Source organism: Aeromonas sp. FDAARGOS 1407 (assembly GCF_019048725.1).
Taxonomy (GTDB): Bacteria; Pseudomonadota; Gammaproteobacteria; order Enterobacterales; family Aeromonadaceae; genus Aeromonas; species Aeromonas enteropelogenes.
In genome coordinates this window covers 4013132-4035189 of sequence record NZ_CP077399.1, presented here as the reverse complement: position 1 = coordinate 4035189, position 22058 = coordinate 4013132, and the positions used below count along the sequence as shown (strand labels likewise).

Sequence of the window (22058 nt, the reverse complement as noted above, 5' to 3'; positions counted from 1 at the left end):
ATGGCTCGCAATATTTTATTTAATGCATTGTTTTTATTGATAAATATCAGGTTTGTTTGAGTGGCATGGTCTGTGCTGTGGCCCACTCTGCATGTTTTAGGCCCCGTGATTGTCACTGCTGCAAAGGGGCGTGGGGATACGTAATGACTGCGTTTTCCCGCTCATATGGAGAATAACTATGTGCCCCGCTATCGCACTGCTCGGTGACATTGGCACCGACCACGACGGATTCCATCCCTCTCCGGTGATTGCCGCCAGCCCCGATGTCTTTCTCGATGGCAAGCCGGTGGCTCGCCAGGGCGACCCGCTGGCCCCTCACGACAAACCCAACAACCCGCCTCATCCACGCAGCATCTCGGGCGGGGTCGGCTCAGTGCTGGTCAACGGCAAGCCCATTGCCGTGACGGGCACTGCCGTCGGTTGTGGCGGCGTGGTGATTGGATCTGGCAGCGGACAGGCAGGATAAGGAGCCCGTGATGGCAGACAGCACAGGATTACAATTTACCGTCAAGGTGGGGGCGCTGCCCGAGGGAACCTTCGTGGTGGCCGAGTTTGCCCTGGAAGAAGGGCTGAACGGCCCGTTCCAGCTGCGCCTTGAGTTGGCAAGCCCCCAGTCGGACATCGATTTTGCCGCCGTACTGGATCAGCCGTGCGAGTTGCTGGTGTGGTATAACGGCGAGCTGCAGCGCCGGGTATGCGGGGTGGTCAGTGATTTTGCCCTGGGGGATAGCGGTTTTCGTCGCACCCGCTATCAACTGCTGGTGCAACCGGCGCTGTGGCGACTGGGGCTTCGCCACAACTCGCGTATCTTCCAGGCGCAAAAGCCCGACGAAATCCTCAGCATCCTGTTGCAGGAGCACGGCATTACCGACTATGCCTTTGCCCTCAAAAATGAACATGCCCAGCGCGAGTATTGTGTCCAGTATCGCGAGACCGACCTCGACTTCCTCAATCGCCTTGCCGCCGAAGAGGGGATGTTCTACTTCTTTGAGTTTGAGCAAGGCAAACACCGTCTCGTGTTTGCCGACGACGCGGCGGCCCTGACTGCCGGTCCCGAGCTTTTCTTTAACCTCGGCAACCGTTCGCTGGAGCAAGGCCCCTACGTGCGCCAGTTCCACTATCGCGAGGCGGTACGCACCTCGGATGTAGAGCTCAAAGACTACAGCTTCAAGACCCCGGCCTATGGGCTTTCCCACAAGAAGCTGGGGGCCGAACTCGAGCATCAGCGCCAGAACTACCAGTACTTCGACTACCCGGGCCGCTACAAGCAGGACCCGAGCGGCAAGGCGTTTGCCCAACATAGACTCGATGCGCTGCGCAATGACGCCGTAACAGGCCAAGGCAAATCCAACAGTGCGGCCCTGCTGCCGGGGCAGTATTTCTCCCTGACCGAACACCCGAATGCCAGCCTCAACAGCGATTGGCAAATCGTCCATATCCGTCACACCGGCCAGCAGCCGCAGGCGCTGGAAGAGGAGGGGGGCAGCGGCCAGACCGTCTACCACAACGAATTTGGCGTGGTGAAGGCGAGCAGCACCTGGCGGGCCCGTATTGGCAGCCCGCAAGCGCCGCACAAACCCATGGTGGATGGCCCGCAGATTGCCATGGTGGTGGGCCCGGAAGGGGAAGAGATTTACTGCGACGAACACGGCCGGGTCAAGCTGCAGTTCCCCTGGGACAGATATGGCAGCTCCAATGACCAGAGCTCCTGCTGGGTGCGGGTGAGCCAGGGCTGGGCCGGTGGTCAGTACGGCATGATGGCCATTCCGCGTATCGGCCATGAGGTCATCGTCTCATTTCTGGAAGGAGACCCGGACCAGCCCATCGTCACCGGGCGCACCTACCACGCCACCAACCGGCCACCCTATGAGCTACCGGCCAACAAGACCCGCACCGTGCTGCGCACCGAGACCCACCAGGGGGAGGGGTTCAACGAGCTGCGTTTTGAAGACCAGGCGGGGCAGGAAGAGATTTACATCCACGGTCAGAAAGACCTGAACGTACTCATCGAAAATGATGCTGCCTGGCATATCAAGCACGATGAGCATCGGGATATCGACAACGAGCGGGTGACCCGTATCAAGGCCAACGACCACCTGACGGTAGAAGGTGAGAAGCGGGACCATATCAAGGCGGACCATTCGCTCACGGTGGATGCCAGCATGCATCAGAAGCTGGGGCAATCCCTGCTGGTTGAGGCGGGCAGCGAAGTACACCACAAGGCGGGCATGAAGATAGTAATGGAGGCAGGCGCCGAGCTGACCCTCAAGGTGGGGGGCAGTTTTGTCAAAATCGACCCAAGCGGCGTCACCCTCTCCGGTGGCTCCATCAAGATGAACTCGGGCGGCAGCCCCGGCTCCGGCTCCGGTTGGGGGGGGAAGATGCCTGGTTTACCTATGGGGGTCGAGGTTGCGCCATATCTGGCCCCTCCAGAACCCGAGATGACCAAGGCGTTACTGACTTCTGCCAAGGCGGGAGTTGTGTCCATCCCTATGTGTGGCAAAAAAAGCGATGGTAGTTGTGGTCGAGGAGATTGCCCGTGCAAATCGAATGGCAACGCCTGAATGAAGAGGGCATCCTCTGGCAAGAGTGCGGACAGATGACACACTTGCTGATTGATCAAGGACGCTGGCTCGATATCCAGAAATTTCTCTATGAGTGCCTTGAACGCCCCGAGTTTGCCCTGCTTTTTGCCACGACACATCACCAGCCTCTGTTGGATGCGTCTCCTTTGCTTGTGCTGTTGCCGGCGGACGAGTCTGCTCGCGAACAACTGATATCCGAAACCAGTCAGAGATGTGCCGGAGTGGGGTTGCGCAGCGATCTCTCGCTGGTTGAATTGGCGACGCACTTTCGGGCCTTTTTGACTGTGCCTGATGGGGCGGGGGAGAGTTATCTTCGCTTCTACGATCCCGCCATCTTGGCAGCTCTGTGGTTGAGCAAGATGTGCTCGGCATTGGGGCGAGGGGTGGACCAATGGTGGTTGCCTGACTGGGGCAAAGCGGGGTGGCGCGTCTTTTCATCCTCAACAACCGGAAACGATATGGCGCCTCGCATCACGCCAGAGCTTGAGGAGCACGCCATGTTCGTCCGTCTGCTTTACCTGCTTCCCCCACAGTCATTTGTTCATCATGCCTGGTTGGCGCTCTGTACCATGCAGGTGATCAAAGGGGGACTGACCGAGCATTGGGAATGGTATCCCTGGTATCAGGCGTTGGCCAGGCAGCTAGATAATTTGCCGGCTATTTGGCCCGGTTTGACTGGGGATCTCGTGTCGCGGTCAGATCCTGACGAAGCGTTGGCCGAGTTATTAAACGAACCTCTTGTTATCGAAAAGGCAGTGTGCTGATGAGCTCTTTCACTTCTCCTGTCAATGTGTTGGTTGACACCCGTCTTTGCAACGAGCCGATAGTCCTGGAGTGCGCCCAGCCTGTAGAGGCTATTCCAGCCGACTCTTTTGCCAAGGCTGCTCACCCCTGTCAGCCCAAAGAGTTTAAAGACATCTTCTATGTCAGCGGCAGCAACTGTTTCTGGCTGGTTCCCGAGAAAGCCTTCAAGAAAATCAAGCAGGCCGTACAGATTTTCGAGAGCAAGGTACTCAAGGCCAGCAACAAGCTGGCAGCCTTGTCACTGCAGGATATCCAGCTCGACAGCCTGATGGTCAGCCCATCGTTCACTCATTTTTTTACCCCGGAGCAAAAGGCCGAGTGGCAGCAACTTCAGCATAAAATGCAGTTTCTTGCCGATGATCCCGACTGTTATCAAGTTCCTATCGATTTTGTGATGGCCGTGAATGAAAAAGAACGGATGGCCATACGTATGAAGGCACTTAAAGAGCAAGCGATAAAGCAGGCGAAAGAGCAGAAATATGAAGTCGATGCAGCCGGGCGCTTCTACGACCCTCGTCAGTCAAAGATTAAATCTCTGCTTGCTCGCTACAAGAAAGCCCGGGCCGCCTTTGTCGATACCTCCCCACCTGCCGACCAGATAGAAGCCCTGCGAAAGGAGCTCCAGCAGATCCAGGTCCTGATGCAAGAGCAGAGCATGAATCTGGTATGGCCGGCCCCCAGCCATTTCGAAGAGAAACGGCAGCGGCTGGCGCAAATGGAAAAAAGCCTGAATGCACTCGTGGCCGTCATTGCAGAACTGGCTGTGCTGGGGATTGCAGTGCCCGAATGGGCGCTGACCGGGCAGAGTGGTTGTGTCGACGGGGCCAGTTGCTATGCCAACTGGTTCGCCTATTTGAAAGAAAAGGCGGAAGCGGAGGCTGAACTTAAACGTACCATAGAGGCGTTCTTGACTGCCTTGGGCAGTGGGTATGCCTCGACAAAAAACGAGCAGACCCCCAAGCCCCCGCGCGAAGTATTCAAGCCCGCGTTGGCAGCCATTGAGCGGGCCGAGCAACATGCCGCCACTATTCAGCAACAGGCCCAGCAAGCGGCATCCCGCCTTGTTCCTCCCCGAGTATTAGCTTGGGAAGGTGAGTATGAACCCCAACCCATGGATGCACTGACCAAGGGGGATTACCCATTGCGGGAGATCTGCTCGGCGGCTCTCTCTGACGAACGTTTCTCCTATTTCAGCCTGTGGCAACTGCCGGTGGAACAGACAGATCGAGGGGGCAATCTGCTCAAGCTGGATAAGGATCCAGTGCTGCTCTCCCTGCTGGAGCAAGACGGTATCGTCTGTCTCCCTTTTGAGTCCAGCTGGTTTATCAAGGAGAGCGGTATCCTGCGCTTTGAAAAGGTGGAAGAGGCGCTGGAGAAGCGTGACTGGAAAGTCGAGTCTTTGCAATCGAACCGTTCCCGCTTCGAGAAACACCTTTCCACCATGTTGCTGCGCCTGGAAGGAAAGAGCCCGACCGGGCTGTTGGATGAGAGTCCCCAGGCCCAGCTGATGCGGTTGATGAGTTATTCCACCTGGTCTGGCAAGTTGAGCAGCAAGGCGGGAGTGGAGCATGAGGCCCTGACCCTGAATGTGGGCAATACCGAGGTGACGGGCACCTCCTCTTCGCTCTCTACCTCACGTTCGCTGGCGGGGGGGGAGGCTACAGATAACAAGGTCGCTCAACGTGCGGTCGCATCTGTCTCTGTGGATGCGGAGTATTACCCCCTGCGCGGCGAGATAGATCTATTCCGAGTGAAGCTGCCCCCGGCGCCGACCGAGCTGAAGGTCAAGGTGAAGGGACAACGCAGTGGCAAGCTCTACGATTTCAATCTGGGGGCCTGGTCACTGCTGCTGCATGCCAAGGCATGGGGCAAAGCGGGGGCCATGATGTCGGCAGGGCGCGAGATCAGCCTCAATCACACCCTGGGGGGAGTGAGCCTGAGTGGGGTCGATTGGGTTAGCAAGGTCGAAGAGAAAGGAAAGTTCGAAGGAGAAATTGGTGTTGAAGTGGGCACCAGCGTCAGCGGTGCACTTCATTGGCGACCTTCGGCAGTGACTTGCCAACAGTTAGCCATTGCCGATGAGGCACGTCTGCCGTTGCAGCTCTGCAAGGCAACTACAGGCCTGAGAGCCGAGATCAAGAAATCATTCGAGTCGCCGATTGTGGTGAGCTGGCGTGGCAAATGGCTGCGTCTCGGCATTCGTGCTGGTTGCTTCGGTGGCGCGGCTTCGGCCAAGGCCTATCTGGAGTTCGAGCTGGATTGGCAGGGAGCCGGTTATGTGGTGGCCATGTTCCAACAACTGCTACGCGACTGCCAGTATGAGCGGGTTGACTTGTTTGCCGATGACGAGAGTTACCAGAGACTCTCCAAGGCCAGCCAGCTTGCTTTGGTACTCGGGTTGGAGATGGGGCAGGTGGTGGCCACCGGCAAGGACTTTGTCGATAAGGTCTATGGCCAACTGAATCAGAGTAAAAATGCAGGGCTGATCGCTTGGACCCTCTCAGGTCATCGGTTGCCCCGTAGTGATAATCCGGCGGCCAACGTAGGAGCCCTCTCACCGGGCGAAGCCCTGGAGCTGGAGTCCAAGCTGCAGGCCTGGGCCGAGCAGTTGCTACCGGAGGCGTTGGGCTCCTTGCTGGAAACTATGGTGGCAAGGCCATCAAGATTATTTATGGATAGATTAAATGTCAGGCTGGATGAGCAGCAGGTCCATTCGCTTCAACAGATCACTATTGCCCGTCTACTGGTGTGGTTAAATCGTAAGGATAATGCCACTGCTCTGCAGCGCAATCGGCATAAATTTACCGAGGCAGTTGTTCGGATGCATTCGCTGACCGTAAGCGATAAAATCGCCGCCTATCAGAGCAATATCAAGGAGTTGGATAACTTTATGAATCAGGCAGCGATGGATCAGCAGGCCTTGAAAGATGAGCTGGTTCGCTATCGGCTTGCCCGTCAGGCGCTGCTAAATCGCGGCTATGAATTTGCCACTCCAATTATGGAACAGAGTGGTCAAGATTATCCAAAAGTAGTGCGCACAGGCTGGAGTAAACCGAAATGAGAGCTGTATTTTTAAGTGCCCTGTTGTTAACAACGTCGGTTTTGGCCAACCAAGAGTCCGCTCAGAGTCTATATGACCAAGCAGTTATCCCTTGGGAACAAGGTAAAAAAGAGGGGTGGAGTGCAATGCTGGAAGCTGCAGATGCAGGCAATGTTGAAGCGCTTTGCACGATTGCGCGTGCTTATCAGGGTACTTCATTGATTGTTTCAGAAAAGGCTAATCAATATTTTGAGAGGGCCGCCAAACTTAATGGTTTATGCGGTATGTTGGCGCTTTCCAATCTTGGTAGTGGACCTATTTTGAACAGCGATTTAGGTTCAGTAAAAGAACATACAGATTGGCGGCAGAGAGTGACCGATATTGCCAAGTCTCAGGCAGAACAGGGCGATATTTATGCAATCAAGACCTATGCCTTTATTCAGGGGGCCAAAGGTAGCGAAAGTGGCTATTGTGAATGGATGGAAAAGGCGGCAAAGTTGGGTGATGCCGATGCCATGAGTCAGTTGGCCTCAGCAATAAGAGATGGTTGTGGTTGGTATTTAATCCCCGGCTCTCGTAAAAAAGCCGTTTATTATTGGACAGAGCAAGCAGCCAATCATGGCAACCCTAGGGCCATGGAGAAGATGGCTAGATTTGCCTACGATGATGGTGACTTTAAAGGGATGCTGGAATGGTTTGATAAGGCGATAGCCACGGGCAATGAAAATAGCCTGGCCATGGCGGGTTCTATTTTAATGGGGCATGTTAGTTCGCTTATGCCGCTTCCTGAGCAGTATCAAGACCCCGTAAAAGCCTACGCCCTTAACTATATCCTGCGGCAATATAATCCAGATGATAATGACGAATACTCTTCGCCATATAGTCGTTTCAAAGAACTCGATAAAAAGTTGACTAAGGCAGAAAAAGAGCAGGCCATAGCATGGGCCGAAGAGTGGATGAAAAACCATCAGGTGCGCACCTACGGGCTGGTTTTTAATTGATCATATGCTGTGTTGAAATAAATGAGAAATTGAAAGTTTCCAAATTGATTTTAATAAATGGTGGCGGGATATCTATCAGGCAAGTCTGATAGATATCCCGACTGACAAGGCTAATTGTTAGAAGGGGGGGCACATCAGCTTTATGCTTATCAGATGGAGTGAGCATGTCGCGAGACATCTGATAAAGGATGATGGGTTGCCTTCAATTTTCTTCCATTACACGAAAGCAGAACTATGAATCACAAGACCTTGTGGCTGGCGCTGGCGACCAGCTGGCTGACCGCTTGCACGACAACCCCGTCACTCACTGAGGCCGAACTCGCCCAGGCCGCAAGGCAGGGGGATGGCAAGGCCCAGTACGAGCTGGCCCAGCGGCTTGCCGCCAAGCCGGATTATCCCAATGCCATGCACTGGATGCAGCAGGTGGCCCGGGAGAGCGGTACTTTGGCTGCTGATCGGCAGACCCGTGCCAGCGCCGCCTGGCAAGTAGGGGAGTGGTATCAGGCCGGATTGGGCGAGCCCAAGGATCCGGCGCAGGCGACTCTGTGGTGGCAGCGTTCGGCGCGCCTTGGCAATACCAATGCCAGCTATCAGCTGGGGCTGGCGTGTCGGGAACAGCATCAGGGCAAGCTGGTGAGCGAGTGCCTCGACTGGTTCGAGCAGGCCGCCAAGGGGGATCATGCCGAGGCGCAGCTGGTCCTGGGTCAGTGGTATGCCACGCAGCGCGGTGCCGACGAAGATGTCATCAAGTGGCTTGAAAAAGCAGCCGATCTTGGCAACCGCGATGCCCAGTACCAACTTGGCTTGCGCTATGAGCAGGGCAAGGGGGTAGCCAAGCGACCGGATCTGGCGCAGCGCTGGTATGACAAGGCGGCGGCCCAGCAGCAGCCGGATGCCTTGCTGTGGCAGGCGAAGCAGGCTGCGCCTGCCAACGCGTTTGCGGCCTATCAAGGCGCCGCCAATGCCGGTTCCGCCGAGGCCGAGCTTTGGCTGGGCATGGCCTATCTGGCGGGTGAGCACGTCACAGCGGATCCGGCCCTTGGTCGCTACTGGCTGGAGCTGGCGGCCGGCCACGGCAATCACGAGGCGCAATATCAGCTGAGCTTGCAACAGACTGCGCCGGGCGATCGCATCCAGCTGCTGACTCAGGCGGCACAAGGGGGCGTGACCAAGGCCTGGTTCGAGTTGGCTCAGTTGCAACAGGAACATGGGGAGCTGGAGCAAGCCAGGGCCAGCTATGGCAAGGCCGCACAGCAGGGGCATACCCAGGCACAATACGCCTATGGGGAGATGTTGCGTCTGGGCCAGGGGGGCCAGGAAGATTATGCCCTGGCGCTCAAGCAGTATCGTCTGGCTGCGATGAAGAACAATCGGATGGCGCAATACCGCATGGGCGCCCTGCGTGAAGAGGGGCTGGGTGCGCCGCGCAACCGGATCCATGCCTATGCCTGGTTGTCGCTGGCGGCGACCGAAGGAATGCCCGAGGCGGCGCAGGCACGGGATGAGCTGGAAGCGGCGATGACCAAGCCGGAAGTCAAAAAGGCTCAAAAATTGTCGGAGCACTGGTTCGGGAAGATGACGACAGAGGCTCAAGGTAGCTAGACCAAAGGCCGCGCCTGACCAGACTGTTTTTGATTCTGTGTCACGAAGGACGGTGATTGAATCGTCAGAGATGGGATGGCCCGGCAGGGGCTATCCCATCGTCTTTTTGATGTGTCAGAACGCCCATATATCTGGCTCCATTTAGCTATTTTTGCGGGTCAAAAGTGAAAGCGTTTTCAGAAATCCTTTTCAACTGTGATCCGCTTCAAAGCTTTTTCGTGCGTCAACCTCTAGCATTGGCACCACGAATTAGGGGCTAACGCTCCCGATTTTCCCGCTGTGGGAGGTAACTGGTGAATCCAGCTATTTCCTTCGTTACTTTCGACGGTCATCAATGGATGGCCGTTTTTTTTTGCGTTATTTCGTTGTCAAGGGTCGAGCCGTTGGCGCTTTACCGTTAAAATTCCGCTTTTGCACCTGCCCGTGAGTCTTGATGTCTGTTTCCACTCTCTCTTCGGATAGCTATGCCCTGCTCACCGCGTTGCAACTGCAGCGCATTGCCAGTACCCGCCTGCTGCAAGAGCAGCTGGGGCTGGGTCACTCCCTGCCTAGCGACCTACTCCGGCTGCAAGATGCCGGACTGGTGAGGCTGCGCGGGGAGCAGCAGTGGAGCCTGACGGCCGAGGGAACGCTGGCGCTGATCCTGGGCGTGCGTGGCGGGTTTTGTCCCGCGCCGGACTGGCACAAGGTCTCCTCCCTGACCGGTCAGGATCTCGCCCACGCCCTGGTGCGCGAGCTGTGTCGCGGCAAGGCGGGGGAGGTTCCGGCCTACTTCTCGGCCAGCGAACTGCTGACCCTGCTCGACACGCCGGATGCCTACCAACTGCTGGCAGGCTCCAGCCCCGCTTGGCAACAGTTGCTGCTGGAGCACTTCTCCCTGCAACTGCTGCTCGATGCTCCTTATGAAGCGCAGTGGCCGCTGGCTGGCCAGCTGCATCGCTGCGCCCCCGAGGTGCAACCCCTCGCCCGGGCATTCGAGGCTGAGTGGCGCTGGCTCTGTGGTGACGACGACGGGGTGAGCACCGACTGGCCCGCCTTGCAGGCGCTGGCCATAGAGTCGCAGGGGCCGCTTGGTGAGCGCCTGCTGACCGCCCTTGGCCAGTGGCAAGGGAGTCATGAGGCCGGGCAGTGGCCCCGTTCGTTCAGCGCCTTGCTCTGGCTGGGCTGGTTGCAGCAGGCCGATCCCGTGGTGGCGAGCGAGCAGCGCAAGAAGTGGCAGCGCAGCCTGGCGGGCCAGTTCCCCTTGCTGGGTGACCTGCTCAGCCAATGGGCGGGGGAGCGCCACGGCCAGGCGGTCGGCTTGTTCGATACCCTGCAACTGCCGGTGGAGGAGTTGCACTGGGGTTACCTCTGGCTCGATCTCTGCGCCCTGGCTCGCCACGGCATCCAGAGTCCCCAGGTGGCCATGCTGCACAAGTGGGATCTCACCCACCTGCTGGATGCCGAGCCCCATCACAGGCTGATGGGTTTTTGTCAGGATCTGCTGCGCCTGCTGCTGGAGGAGACGGTCAAGGGGGCGCCCCTGTGCCAGCTGCAGGAGGGCGATGAGGATGACGACGAGAGCGACGAGGAGAAGACGGCGGCGTCCGCCAACTGGCTCAACTGGTTGCAGGGGCTGGGGCGCGCTAGCGGGGTGCGCAAGCCCCAGGAGCGGCTGGTGTGGCTGCTCCACGCCGACGGCCCCGAGCTCGAGTGCAAGATCCAGAAACTCAGCACCAAGGGGGAGTGGACTGCCGGTCGCCGAGTCGATCCCACCCTGCTCTCCACCCAGTATGCGGCCCTGCTCGATGAGCACGACTGGGCGCTGGTGCGTACTCTGCCCCGGGTGATGAGCCGCTTGCCCCGGGATGTGTGGGCGCCCCTTGCCAATCACCCGCGGCTGTTCAATGCCAGGGGGCAGAAGCTGCAGCTGGCGCTGACCGCGCCCCTGCTGCAGATAGTGGCGGTGGAGCAGGGGATGAGCGCCCGCCTCATCCCGGCCGCTGCCGCGCGCGGGGCCCATATCATGCCGCTGGCGCAGGACTTGTGGCAGCTTATTCTCACCCCCCAGCCTCTGCTCGATCGCCTGCCGGCCCTCGAGGCCATCCCCCTGCTGCCCGCCGAAGGGCTGGCAGAGCTGCAACAGACCCTGGATGCCATCCCGGATCTGCCCTGGCACAGCCAGGTGGCCGGTTTGCAGGGCAATGCCGAACTGGCCCCCTGGCCTGGGATCCCGTCGGTCCAACTGGACTGGCAGGATGGCCAGCTCTCGGTCAGGCTGGTGACCCGCTTCGATGACGTGCCCCCCCAACCTCTTGGCAAGGGGGAGGCCATCGTGCGCCAGGGGATCCAGGAGTATTGCTACTGGCAACGGGATCTGGCGGCCGAGAAGGAGCAGGCCCAAGCGCTTCGCGCCGCCCTGCCCATCGGCCTGCCCGGCACCGAGTGGCGACTCGAGGGGGAGCAGGCGCTGGCGCTGGTCAACGCCCTGCCCGAGCTGGTGGATAACGGCGTGGTCATCCATTGGCATCAGGACAGCGCTCGCCTCAAGAGTCTGGACGAGGCGGCCCTGAGTCTTCGTATCGAGCGGCGCCAGGACTGGTTCCAGGTGGAGGGGGCCTTGTCCCTCGATGAGCACCAGATCCTCGATCTGCGCCTCATCCTGCGCCAGATGACCCCGGGTCAGCGCACCGTTCAGCTCGACGAGAAGACCAGCCTGATGCTGAGCGACAAGCTGGTAGAGCGCCTCACCATGCTGGGGGCCATGCTGGACGAAGATCAGCGGATCAACAACAAGCTGGCCTATCCTCTGACCCGGCTGCTCTCCGTCATCACCACCGAAGGGGATGCGGCCTGGCAGAACCTGCAGCAGGAGTGGCAACAGGAGGTCGAGTGCCCGGCCGAGCTGCTCGAGGCGCTGCGGGATTACCAGAAGGATGGTGTGCGCTGGCTTGCGACCCTGGCTCATCACGGCTTCGGCGCCTGTCTTGCTGACGACATGGGTCTTGGCAAGACGTTGCAGGCCCTCATCGTGCTGCGCATGCGCCAGCATCTGGGCCCTGCGCTGGTGGTGGTGCCAAAATCTGTGGTCACCAACTGGCAGGAGGAGGTGGCCCGCTTCGCCCCCGAGCTGGAGGTCGTGACCGTCGATAATCCTGCCGAGCGGGAAGGGGTGATCCGCGAGGCCAAAGCGGGCCAGGTGATCCTGCTCAACTACGGTATGCTCGGCGGCCTGTCGGCGGCGCTCAAATCCCGCCGCTGGCCCTCCATCGTGCTGGATGAGGCGCAGCAGATCAAAAACGCCGGCACCCAGCGGGCCAAGCTGTTGTTCCAGCTCGAGGGGGATTTTCGTCTCGCCCTTTCCGGCACCCCCATCGAAAACCATCTGGGGGAGCTGTGGAGCCTGTTTACCTTCATCAACCCGGGCCTGCTCGGGAGCCTCGGCGAGTTCAAGCGCCGCTTTGGCAAGGCGGTGAAGGATCCCCAGCACATGGCGCTGCTGCGGGCGGTGATCAGCCCCTTCATCCTGCGGCGTCTCAAGCAGGAGGTGCTGACCGAGCTGCCGGACAAGACCGAGATCATCCATCACATCAGCCTCTCTCCCGAGGAGCGCCAGCTCTACGAGGCGACCCGGCGCGAGGTAGTGCAGCAGGTGCAAAGTGCCGACGGCCGAGCCCTGATGCACGTGTTGAGTGGTCTGACCCGGCTGCGCCGACTCTGCTGCTCCCCCGAGCTGGTGATGCCGGAGTGGTCCCAGACCAGCAGCAAGCTGGACGAGGCGATGGCGCTGCTGGAGGAGGCCATCGACGGCGGCCACCGGGTGCTGGTGTTCAGCCAGTTTGTCGATCTGCTGAGCCTGCTGCGCGCGCGGATCGAGCAGCGAGAGTGGGACTACTGCTACCTGGATGGAGCCTGCTCGGCCAAGGCCCGTCAGGACTCCATCCTGCGTTTTCGCAGCGAGTCCGTGCCGCTGTTTCTCATCAGTCTCAAGGCGGGGGGCACAGGGCTCAACCTGACCCAGGCCGATACCGTGCTGCACCTGGACCCCTGGTGGAATCCGGCGGTGGAGGATCAGGCGAGCGATCGGGCGCACCGGATGGGGCAGACCCAGCCGGTCACTGTCTATCGCCTGGTGTGCGAGCAGACGGTGGAGGAGAAGATAGTCGCCCTGCACGACGAGAAGCGGGCGCTGGCCGATGGCCTGCTGAGCGGTCAATCCGAGGTGCGTGGCCTCGATGTGGAGAGCCTGCGGGCCCTGCTGATGAGCTAAGAGCGCGCCGTCAAGGGTAAAAGAGAGGGGAACATCCGCGGATGCTCCCCTCTTTTCTTTGGTCAATCTGCACAGGGTCGGGCGCCGCTTACCCCTGATAGAGGTAGAGGTGGAGCCGCTCTATGATGGGCTCCCCGCCAATCTTGCGGTCCCGCCGCGCCTGTCGGCTCTTGGGCGGGTAGTGGCCAAGATGGGTTACTGCGGGGGAGCTGTCTGCGCAGAGCAGCAGGGGCAGGCTCGCCTTGATCTGCTGCTTGCGGGGCGTGCGCGCCTGCCACAACAGGTTGATCATGGGGTGGGTCTTGACCGGGCGGCGGATCCGCAGCTCTGCATCCGCCGGCAGGCGACGGATGTCGTACACCTCCTGATCCACCATCTTGCTCCACTCCTCGTTGTTGGAGAGGGCCGGCACGTAGCGGCGGCTGCGCTCCAGCATCTCCAGCACCTGCTCCCGGCTGAGGCGGTTGATGGTCTGCTTGTCGGCCCAGGTAAATCCCAATGATTGCAGCTCTCCATCCAGCAGGGTCAGCTTGCGATAGACCTGCAGGGTGATGACGCCGGGCAGAGCGGTGTGGACCAGCTCGAACTTCTCGTCCCGCCCGCCCGCCTGCTGCACCAGCCCCTTGAACTCGAGCTTGTGGCGGTTGATCTCCTCAATCAGGGGGGCCAGCAGGGGGGCGGTGGCGGCCGGGAAGCGCAGCCAGCCGGGCAGGCGATGAGTCGCCTTGGTAGAGCAGCCCGGGCGGGCGCTGTGATCCTGATAGGCGGCCAGGGTGGCGGCGAGCGCCTCCTCTCCACATAGATAGCCCACTTCGATCCGCTCAATGGGATCGTGCTCTTCCCCCTGCGGGACCGGGGGCAGGGGGTAGACATGGGCCTCTTTCAGTTCGAGCTGGCGCAGCAGCGCGGCCAGCCGGGCCAGTGAATCTTCAATCGCCTCCATCTTTTGGCGCAGGGCGGCGGTAGGGGTAAAGGTGTCCATCGATGATCCTGTTGTCGCATCCGGCCCTGGAGCGGGCTCGGTGATAGGCAAACCACTGTATAAATAACCATACCAGCATGGCGGCGAGGCGCCAAGTCGTGGATGGCTGCTGGCCTCATGCATGGGAAAGAGACGGCGCCAGCCAGGTTTCTTTTGTGTGTCATTGGGTTAAATAACGATCAATCAAAGATCAATAAATTAACAAAATGCTGTAAAGACGAGGTGATCGGCGCAGGGGAGGCATGCTGCGAGTGCATAGGATGAGTGCTGAATTGCATATATAGAGGGCTTCTGCCCAGCACAATATGCTGTGGCAGCATACGGCTGCTGTTCGTGTTTTATTAATCCTTTATATTCAATGAGTTAAATTTAAATCGTTGCACATTTAACCATTAGTTTTGCTAATGTTATGTATCAAAATTCGTCAATTGAGACGGATCCGGCCCCTGACTAAGCTTTGCGCATCATCTTCAAGCCCAGTGCGCAAACATCAGAACCCGGAGGAGCCATACCATGGCCAACATGACCTATACCCAAGCCGGTTATCACCACGACAGCGAGCTGAACCTGATCGCTCGTGCCAAGATGACCGTATTGACCTGGCTGGAGCGCAGCCGCAGCCGTCGCCAGCTCTCCGAGCTGCCCGAGTACCTGCTCAAGGACATCGGTCTGAGCGAAGCCGATCGCTATCAGGAAACCACCAAGCCGTTCTGGCGTGGTTAATCGACCGGGCATGGATGCCTCGTTGTTCTGCTGATCTCCATTCCCCTTGCCAGCCAGTGATCGAGCGGCTGCACCACGCTGTTTTTCCCCGCCAGCAACCCTTTAACGGTTGCCCTTGACCTTATTGGTTTCTGCGCCAGCCTGTTCGCCAACTTGTATCATTAATGTTTGAATTTGTTTAAAAAACGGATTTTAAGCCGCGTCGCCTTGCGTATAATCCACCCTAGTGTTTCAGACCAAGAGGGTGAGATGGATGATTCCCCAGCATGATTTTTTGGCCTTGACCCGCAGCCATGAGTGGCAGCTCGAGCCCTTTTCCTATGCGTTGGCCAATGGCGACAGGGTGAGTGTCTGGGATACCGGCGTGCTCTGCCTCGAGCCCGCCTCCGGGGCCGGTGATCAACCGGGCGGGCGCAAGGATATCGTGCTCTCCTGTGGCATTCACGGCAACGAGACGGCCCCCATCGAGATCTGCAACCAGCTGCTGACCCGATTGCTTGAGGGGGAGTTGCAGGCCCGTCACCGGATCCTGTTCCTGTTTGGCAATCCGGCCGCCATGAACCTCGGGGTGCGGGAGGTGGAGGAGAACATGAACCGCCTCTTCTCTGGCGCCCACAGCAAGGGGGAGGGGCTGTGCAACCGGGAGCGGATCCGCGCCATGCGCCTCGAGCAGTATGTGAGCCGCTTCTTCGTCGATCCGGCCCGCCCGCGCTATCACTACGATCTGCACACCGCCATTCGCGGCTCGCGCCACGAGAAGTTTGCCGTCTATCCCTTCCCCCACGAGCGCCCCCACTGCCGGGAGCAGGTTCAGTTTCTCGGGGCCTGCGGAGTGAGGACCATCTTGCTCTCCGGTGGCCCCACCACCACTTTCAGCTATTACAGCTCGCACCAGCACGGAGCCCACGCCTTCACGGTGGAGCTTGGCAAGGTGCGCCCGTTTGGCGAGAACGACATGACCCGCTTCATCGAGACCAAGGTCGCGTTGCAGGAGCTGGTGACCCGGGACGAGGTGGCACTGGAGCCCTGGCGCGCCGAGGACTTCACCCTGTTTGCCATCGATCGGGTGATCAACAAGCGATCCGAGCAGTTTCGCTTCCTGTTCGCCAGCGACGTGGACAACTTTACCGAATTCCCCCAGGGGTTCGTGCTGGCTGAGGATGGTGATCTGAGATACACGGTCGAGAAGCCGCGCGAGGCCATCGTCTTCCCCAATGCCAACGTGGAGGTGGGGCAGCGCACTGTGCTGCTGGTGGTGCCGACCCGGCTATGGGACTAGTCGCTATCGCATTGAAAAGAAACGGGGCCAGTCAGTTGACTGGCCCCGTTTTTGTATCGGGTCAAGGCGTGGGTCGCGCTTAGCTGTTGTTGTTCACAAACAGGGTCAGCTCCTGGCCCGGCTTGAGGTAGTCCCCCTTGTCGAGCTGGTTCCAGCGCATCACATCGTTGATGGCCACCTGGAAGCGGGCCGCGATGGAGGAGAGGGAATCGCCGCGGCGAACCTGATAGACCACCGACTTGTTGCTCTTCCCCTGCTTGGGATAGACCACCAGATTCATGCCCGGCTTGAGGGCCGACTTGGCATTCAGACCGTTCCACTTGGCCAGCTCGTTGTGAGAGACGCCGTGGATCTTGCTGATGCTCCACAGGGTATCGCCGGAGCGCACCTTGTAGCTCACCTTGTTCTTCGACGTGCTCCCACGACTCGCCAGCTGCTGCGGCTTGCTGGCAACCGTGGCCTGGCTGCTGACCACTGCCTTGCCGCCAAGGGGGATCACCAGCTGCTGGCCACGGCGCAGGTTGTTGCTGCGCAGATTGTTGGCCAGTTTCAGCTCGCTCACGCTGACACCATGGTTCTGAGCGATGCGCGACAGTGTGTCTCCGCTGACCACCTGATAGGAGCGGGTACGGATACGCTCGCTCTTGGGCAGATCCGCCAGCGCCAGCTCCAGAGTATCGGCGTATTCGACCGGTACCAGCAGCCGGTAGGGGCCACGGGGGGACATCACGCCACGACTCAGGGCCGGGTTGACCTCCTTGAGATGGGAGACGCGCAGGCCTGCCAGCTGGGCAGCCACGTTCAGATCGATCTGGCTGCCAGTCTCGACAACCCGCAACTTGGGCTGGTTGGCAAGCACCGGCAACTTGATGTTGTACTTGTCCGCATTGCTGAGCATGTCTGCCATGGCCAGGATCTTGGGCACGTACATCTGGGTTTCCCGCGGCAGATCGAGGGACCAGTAGTCAGTCGGGCGACCGGCACGCTGGTTGCGCACGATGGCGTTGCGAACCCGCCCTTCACCGGCATTGTAGGCGGCCAGGGTTTGCAGCCAGTCGCCATCAAAGAAGCGGTTCAGATATTCCAGATAGTCGAGCGCCGCATTGGTGGACGCCAGTACATCCCGGCGACCGTCATACCAGTTGTCGTGACGCAGGCCGAAGTTTCGGCCGGTGGCGGGCACAAACTGCCACAGACCGACCGCATTGCTGCGGGAGCGAGCACGAGGATTGAACATGCTCTCGATCATCGGAACAGTAATAAGCTCCATTGGCAGCTCACGCCGTTCTATTTCCTCCACCATCAGATATAGGTAGGGTTCAGCCCGGCTGGCAATGGTCGCCAGATGCTTGTCGTTGCGCAGCAACCACTCGCGTTGCTTCCTGATACGGGGGTTATCCGGGGTATCCAGTTGCATATCATCGCTGATACGCACCCACAGATTGTCCGTATCTTCCATTTCGTCCAGCTGTTCATCGCCGAAAACGAAACGTGAAGCATGTTTTTTATTCGCTTTTTTATTGACCTGGGGGGACTTGAGCGGCTCGATTGCCGTTAGCGCCCGGTCACCCTGATGGCTCAGGTTTTGGCAGCCGCTGAGCAACAGCGCTGCCAATAAGGCCGTTCGTACCTTCATCTCGTTCCGGTCATTTGTAACAAAAACAGCCCGCATCATAAGGGGCAACGTCCCCCTGATCAAGGTTTGCTCAAAAAACGTCCTTCCATTGGCGCAGGATGGTGAAGGTATCTACCGGATTTTCCACGCATTTTAGAGCGTGTTTTTCAGCAGAAAATCTTACCGAGTCCGCCTCGCAACGCAGAAAAACGTTGAATGACTTTTCGTCTCCGAGCCGGCTGGGCAGGCTGGGCAGCCCCTGTTGGCGCCGTTTGCTGATCAGCCCGATCTGGCGCTGGATCGCCGGGTTGTCCGGCTCGACTGCATAGGCAAAGCGCAGGTTGGACAGGGTGTACTCATGGGCGCAATAGATGAGGGTGTCGTCGGGCAGGGCGGCGAGCCGCTCTAGCGAGCGATACATCTGCTCCGCCGTCCCTTCGAACAGGCGACCACAACCAGCGGAGAAGAGGGTGTCACCGCAAAACAGCATACCTTTGCCGTAATAGGCGATGTGGCCACGGGTATGGCCGGGTACATGGATCACCTCAAGGGCGAGACCATGCCAGTTGATCTGATCGCCATCCTCCAGCCATTGGCCGTGGTGATCCGGCATGGGGTCCAGTTTGGGCCCATACAGCTTGGCGTGGGGGAAGTGGCCGAGCAGTTCGCCAACGCCGCCGACATGATCGTGATGGTGATGGGTCAGCAAGATGGCATCGAGCTGCAACTCCAGTGCGGCCAGCCGCTCCAGCACCGGAGCCGCGTCGCCCGGGTCGACGACCAGGCAATGATTTTCGTGTCGGATCAACCAGATGTAGTTGTCGTTAAAGGCTGGAACTGTGATCACTGGATACATGAGTCTGCTTCTCTTTAGGGAGGGTATCTTATATAACAGGATGGCGTTCGAAACCCCGAGTTGAGCCCTATTATGCAGGTGGCACGTACCGAACAACAAATCGAGATCCCGACCAGCTGGTCCGCATTGCCCATGGGGGACTGGGTGGCGGGTGAAATTCAGGAGCGGCTCGACAACTGGTGCCCAAACCTGTTTGGCTATCATCTGTTGAAAATAGGTGCCCTGAGCGCCGAGCTCTCCTGCAAATGCTCCTCCATTCGCCACCAAATTGGTGTCGCCCCCGAAGGTCGGCTGCTCGACATGTACGGCGATCCGCTGGACTTGCCGGTGCGTACCGGCAGCGTCGATGCCTGTCTGCTGGCCCACTGTCTCGATTTCTCTGCTGATCCCCATCAGGTATTGCGCGAAGCCGAACGGGTGTTGACCGACGATGGCTGGCTGATCGTCAGCGGCTACAACCCGCTGAGTCTGGTCGGGATCGGGCACTACATGCCGGTGTCGCGGCGCAAGTTGCCTTGGTCAGCACGGATGTTTACCCCGGGACGGGTCACGGACTGGCTGCAGTTGCTGGGGTGCGAGGTGATGTTCGATGAACGCTTTGGCTACTCGTTCATGGGGCGACAAAGCTGGCATAGCTGGTGGCGGGAGAGCCTGGGACGGGATTATTGCCGGGGATTTGCCTCTGTCTATGTGATTGCCGCCCGCAAGCGGCGTTTTCCACTCATCCCGGTGCGACGCCGCTGGCAGTTGCCAAAATCGCTGGCCACACCGGGAATGGCGCGTCAGGGCTGGTAGCCGGTATCCTCGGCCAACTGCTTGCCGCAGGCAGCTTCTCTGGCCAGCTCGTCACAGCGTTCGTTCTCCGGATGGCCGGAGTGCCCTTTGACCCAGAGCCACTCGATCTGGTGGCGGCTCACTTCCGCATCCAGCGCCTGCCACAGGTCGACATTCTTGACCGGCTGGCGATTGGCCGTCATCCACCCTTTTTTCTTCCAGCCGATGATCCACTGGGTGATCCCCTGGCGCACATACTGGCTGTCGGTGGTGAGGCGAACCTGGCAGGGCTCGTTCAGGGTGCGCAGGCCCATGATGGCGGCCATCAGCTCCATCCGGTTATTGGTGGTGAGCCGAAAACCGGCGCTGATCTCTTTGCGATGCTTGCCATAAACCATGACGGCACCGTAACCGCCCGGGCCCGGATTGCCGAGGCAGGAGCCATCCGTGAATAAATCAATCTGTTTTAACATGAGTAATCAATCTGTTTTAGCCGAAGGCTTGGGGTAAACTAGCGGGTAAAGCCGAAGTTTGACATAGATTGGATCATGAACACACCCCAACTGAATCGCCAGATTATTCTGGATACTGAAACCACAGGTATGAACACAGGTGGCGGCCCCGTCTATCTGGGTCACCGAATCATCGAAATCGGCTGTGTGGAGGTGATCAACCGCAAGCTGACTGGCAACCATTACCACGTTTATATCAAGCCGGATCGGCTGGTGGACCCGGAAGCGGTGCAAGTGCACGGCATTACCGACGCCTTCCTGGCCGACAAGCCCTCCTTTAACCAGATCGCCGACGAGTTCATCGAGTTTATCCGCGGTGCCGAGCTCATCGCCCACAACGCACCGTTTGACGTCAGCTTCATGGACTACGAGTTCAGCAAGCTTGGACTCGATTTCAAGACCGCCGATATCTGCAGCATCACGGATACTCTGGCGATGGCGCGGGACCTCTTCCCGGGCAAGCGCAACAACCTGGATGTGCTCTGTGATCGCTACGGCATAGACAACTCCCACCGGACCCTGCACGGGGCCTTGCTCGATGCGGAGATCCTGGCGGACGTCTACCTGTTGATGACGGGTGGCCAGACCAAGTTGAATCTGGCGAGCGAAAGCAGCGAGAGCGAGAGCAGCCAGGACACCAGCATTCGCCGGCTTGAGAGCCATCGTCCTGCTTTGAAAGTGGTGCGGGCCAGCGCCGAGGTGCAGGCGCTGCACGAGGCGAGGCTGGATCTGGTGCAAAAGAAGGGAGGAAGCTGTCTGTGGCGGCAATGAGCAGGTGGTTGGCTTCTCTCCTGTTGCTCTGTTCGCTGGGGGCGGCGGCGACCGAGGTGTTTGCGCCTTCCGACATCCCCTTGCTGGATAACCGCTTTCGCATCGACTACGGGGTGAAGGAGATCACCTTCATCATCAAGCGCAAGGCGGGCACCCCGTCGGTGATCCTGGTGCGACCCGATGGCAGCAAGCTTTATGTGGGCCGGGTCAAGCCTGCCGATGTGGGTTGGCTGGCGTTGCCAGAATATGATCTCATCACCCTGCGCAATCCCATGCCGGGTCCCTGGCAGGCGATAGGGGAAGTGGATCCGGACAACCGGGTGCGCATCCTCTCCGATATCAAGCTGGATATCGAGGCGCTGCCGATGCAGCTCTATCAGGGAGAGGTGATCAAGCTCAAATCCTGGTTGCAGATAGCGGGGGAGCAGCCTGCAGACAACTACTATCTCTCCGAGCTGGGGATGACCGTCAGGTTGCAGTCGTACAGCGATGACAAGCAACAGGAGGTGGTGCTGGACAAGGTGCTCGGCCAGTATCATGACGATGGCAAGGGGCTTGACGAGGAGCCGGGGGATGGGGTCATGACCGCCGAAGCGGTCTTGGAAGATATCCCGACGGGCAAGTACCGCGCCATGTTCAGCACGGGTAATCAAGTGTTTGAACGTGCCCGTTATCAGGATATGCTGCTCTACCCCTATCCGTTCAGTTATAACCTGGAGCCGCCTTCTGACGTGCAAGGGGCCAAGATGGCATTCCTCATCGATCGGGATGAACTGGATCCGGCCTCCGTGGTGATCCAGGGCAAGGTGACGAGCAAAGAGGGGGGAAGTTATCCCTTTAGCCAGACGGGGGCCGCCCCAAGGCTGAATATCGACCTGTCGATGATCAAGGACCCAGGGCAGTACGAGGTACAAGCCACGCTCTATGGCACCAACTTGCTGGGGCGCGAAGTGAAGATCCTGTTGCCCGGCAAGAGTTTCAACATATTCCCTCCGCCCCCGCCGGTTGAGGTGGCGCCTGTCGTCTCCAGCGCGCAGCCCGTTGAAGCGCCGCAGGAAGAGGAGATGGGCTGGCTGGTCTGGGTGCTGGTCGGGGGAGGCGTGTTGCTGCTGGTGCTCGGTGGAGTCGGGTTTGTGGTGTTGCAAAAACGCCGGGCCCTGAAGCGGGCGCTGGCGGCAGTACAGGCTAAGAGTCCGGAGTCCGCTGACACGAGTACCAAGCTGGATCTCAACTTGCCGGAGCAGTGACACAGGCCATCGGGATAA

At 59.2% G+C, this 22058-nt stretch carries 16 protein-coding genes; 12 read left to right on the top strand and 4 right to left on the bottom strand.

The window, feature by feature from the left end; all coding sequences use genetic code 11:
- Window positions 1-178 precede the first annotated feature (178 nt).
- The 7 genes from I6L37_RS18875 (at window position 179) to I6L37_RS18845 (ending at window position 13281) form a co-directional block, all read left to right on the top strand.
- Window positions 179-466, top strand: coding sequence for a type VI secretion system PAAR protein (locus I6L37_RS18875; protein ID WP_042028472.1), 288 nt, complete (start codon window positions 179-181; stop codon window positions 464-466).
- Between the two features lie 10 nt (window positions 467-476).
- Window positions 477-2564 carry a type VI secretion system tip protein VgrG gene (locus I6L37_RS18870; RefSeq protein ID WP_367948770.1) on the top strand — a complete coding sequence of 696 codons (2088 nt, stop codon included), beginning with the start codon at window positions 477-479 and terminating at the stop codon, window positions 2562-2564.
- Window positions 2540-3349, top strand: coding sequence for a DUF4123 domain-containing protein (locus I6L37_RS18865; RefSeq protein ID WP_216992661.1), 810 nt, complete (start codon window positions 2540-2542; stop codon window positions 3347-3349). Before I6L37_RS18870 ends, I6L37_RS18865 begins: the two co-directional genes overlap by 25 nt.
- Window positions 3343-6450: a hypothetical protein gene (locus I6L37_RS18860; RefSeq protein WP_216992660.1), complete on the top strand. Its 3108-nt coding sequence runs from the start codon at window positions 3343-3345 to the stop codon at window positions 6448-6450. The genes I6L37_RS18865 and I6L37_RS18860 overlap by 7 nt, the downstream gene beginning before the upstream one ends.
- Entirely contained in the window at window positions 6447-7430 is a 984-nt protein-coding gene (locus I6L37_RS18855; protein WP_216992659.1) for a tetratricopeptide repeat protein, read from the top strand. Before I6L37_RS18860 ends, I6L37_RS18855 begins: the two co-directional genes overlap by 4 nt.
- A gap of 234 nt (window positions 7431-7664) precedes the next feature.
- Entirely contained in the window at window positions 7665-9032 is a 1368-nt protein-coding gene (locus tag I6L37_RS18850; protein ID WP_216992658.1) for a tetratricopeptide repeat protein, read from the top strand.
- A gap of 433 nt (window positions 9033-9465) precedes the next feature.
- Window positions 9466-13281: a DEAD/DEAH box helicase gene (locus I6L37_RS18845; RefSeq protein ID WP_216992657.1), complete on the top strand. Its 3816-nt coding sequence runs from the start codon at window positions 9466-9468 to the stop codon at window positions 13279-13281.
- A gap of 88 nt (window positions 13282-13369) precedes the next feature.
- Here the strand turns inward: I6L37_RS18845 and I6L37_RS18840 are convergent, their stop codons facing one another.
- On the bottom strand, window positions 13370-14263 hold the full coding sequence (locus I6L37_RS18840) for a DNA replication terminus site-binding protein (RefSeq protein WP_201941043.1): 894 nt from the start codon (window positions 14261-14263) through the stop codon (window positions 13370-13372).
- 513 nt (window positions 14264-14776) lie between these two features.
- Here I6L37_RS18840 and I6L37_RS18835 point away from each other — a divergent pair.
- Complete coding sequence (locus I6L37_RS18835) at window positions 14777-14986, top strand: DUF1127 domain-containing protein (RefSeq protein WP_026458132.1); 210 nt, start codon at window positions 14777-14779, stop codon at window positions 14984-14986.
- 253 nt (window positions 14987-15239) lie between these two features.
- Window positions 15240-16265 (top strand): succinylglutamate desuccinylase, encoded by a 1026-nt coding sequence (gene astE / locus I6L37_RS18830; RefSeq protein ID WP_216992656.1) that lies wholly within the window; start codon window positions 15240-15242, stop codon window positions 16263-16265.
- 79 nt (window positions 16266-16344) lie between these two features.
- On the opposite strand, the gene I6L37_RS18825 is transcribed toward astE, so the two are convergent.
- Complete coding sequence (locus I6L37_RS18825; RefSeq protein WP_216992655.1) at window positions 16345-17901, bottom strand: LysM peptidoglycan-binding domain-containing protein; 1557 nt, start codon at window positions 17899-17901, stop codon at window positions 16345-16347.
- A gap of 70 nt (window positions 17902-17971) precedes the next feature.
- On the bottom strand, window positions 17972-18736 hold the full coding sequence (gloB, locus tag I6L37_RS18820) for a hydroxyacylglutathione hydrolase (RefSeq protein ID WP_216992654.1): 765 nt from the start codon (window positions 18734-18736) through the stop codon (window positions 17972-17974).
- Between the two features lie 72 nt (window positions 18737-18808).
- Between gloB and I6L37_RS18815 the strand changes: the two genes are divergently transcribed.
- Window positions 18809-19531, top strand: a complete 723-nt coding sequence (locus I6L37_RS18815) for a methyltransferase domain-containing protein (RefSeq protein ID WP_216992653.1) — start codon at window positions 18809-18811, stop codon at window positions 19529-19531.
- Here the strand turns inward: I6L37_RS18815 and rnhA are convergent.
- Window positions 19519-19983: a ribonuclease HI gene (rnhA, locus tag I6L37_RS18810; protein WP_042069971.1), complete on the bottom strand. Its 465-nt coding sequence runs from the start codon at window positions 19981-19983 to the stop codon at window positions 19519-19521. The genes I6L37_RS18815 and rnhA overlap by 13 nt on opposite strands.
- Window positions 19984-20058: 75 nt before the next feature.
- Here rnhA and dnaQ point away from each other — a divergent pair, with 75 nt between their 5' ends.
- Window positions 20059-20793, top strand: coding sequence for a DNA polymerase III subunit epsilon (dnaQ, locus tag I6L37_RS18805; RefSeq protein WP_216992652.1), 735 nt, complete (start codon window positions 20059-20061; stop codon window positions 20791-20793).
- On the top strand, window positions 20790-22040 hold the full coding sequence (locus tag I6L37_RS18800; protein WP_216992651.1) for a TIGR03503 family protein: 1251 nt from the start codon (window positions 20790-20792) through the stop codon (window positions 22038-22040). Before dnaQ ends, I6L37_RS18800 begins: the two co-directional genes overlap by 4 nt.
- Window positions 22041-22058: the final 18 nt, after the last annotated feature.

Coding starts and splice junctions, on each gene's coding strand:
- I6L37_RS18850 (WP_216992658.1), top strand. CDS start 7,665: ATGAATCACAAGACCTTGTGGCTGGCGCTGGCGACCAGCTGGCTGACC.
- dnaQ (WP_216992652.1), top strand. CDS start 20,059: ATGAACACACCCCAACTGAATCGCCAGATTATTCTGGATACTGAAACC.
- astE (WP_216992656.1), top strand. CDS start 15,240: ATGATTCCCCAGCATGATTTTTTGGCCTTGACCCGCAGCCATGAGTGG.
- I6L37_RS18870 (WP_367948770.1), top strand. CDS start 477: ATGGCAGACAGCACAGGATTACAATTTACCGTCAAGGTGGGGGCGCTG.
- rnhA (WP_042069971.1), bottom strand. CDS start 19,983: ATGTTAAAACAGATTGATTTATTCACGGATGGCTCCTGCCTCGGCAAT.
- I6L37_RS18875 (WP_042028472.1), top strand. CDS start 179: ATGTGCCCCGCTATCGCACTGCTCGGTGACATTGGCACCGACCACGAC.
- I6L37_RS18800 (WP_216992651.1), top strand. CDS start 20,790: ATGAGCAGGTGGTTGGCTTCTCTCCTGTTGCTCTGTTCGCTGGGGGCG.
- I6L37_RS18815 (WP_216992653.1), top strand. CDS start 18,809: ATGCAGGTGGCACGTACCGAACAACAAATCGAGATCCCGACCAGCTGG.
- I6L37_RS18845 (WP_216992657.1), top strand. CDS start 9,466: ATGTCTGTTTCCACTCTCTCTTCGGATAGCTATGCCCTGCTCACCGCG.
- I6L37_RS18835 (WP_026458132.1), top strand. CDS start 14,777: ATGGCCAACATGACCTATACCCAAGCCGGTTATCACCACGACAGCGAG.
- I6L37_RS18825 (WP_216992655.1), bottom strand. CDS start 17,901: ATGAAGGTACGAACGGCCTTATTGGCAGCGCTGTTGCTCAGCGGCTGC.
- gloB (WP_216992654.1), bottom strand. CDS start 18,736: ATGTATCCAGTGATCACAGTTCCAGCCTTTAACGACAACTACATCTGG.
- I6L37_RS18855 (WP_216992659.1), top strand. CDS start 6,447: ATGAGAGCTGTATTTTTAAGTGCCCTGTTGTTAACAACGTCGGTTTTG.
- I6L37_RS18840 (WP_201941043.1), bottom strand. CDS start 14,263: ATGGACACCTTTACCCCTACCGCCGCCCTGCGCCAAAAGATGGAGGCG.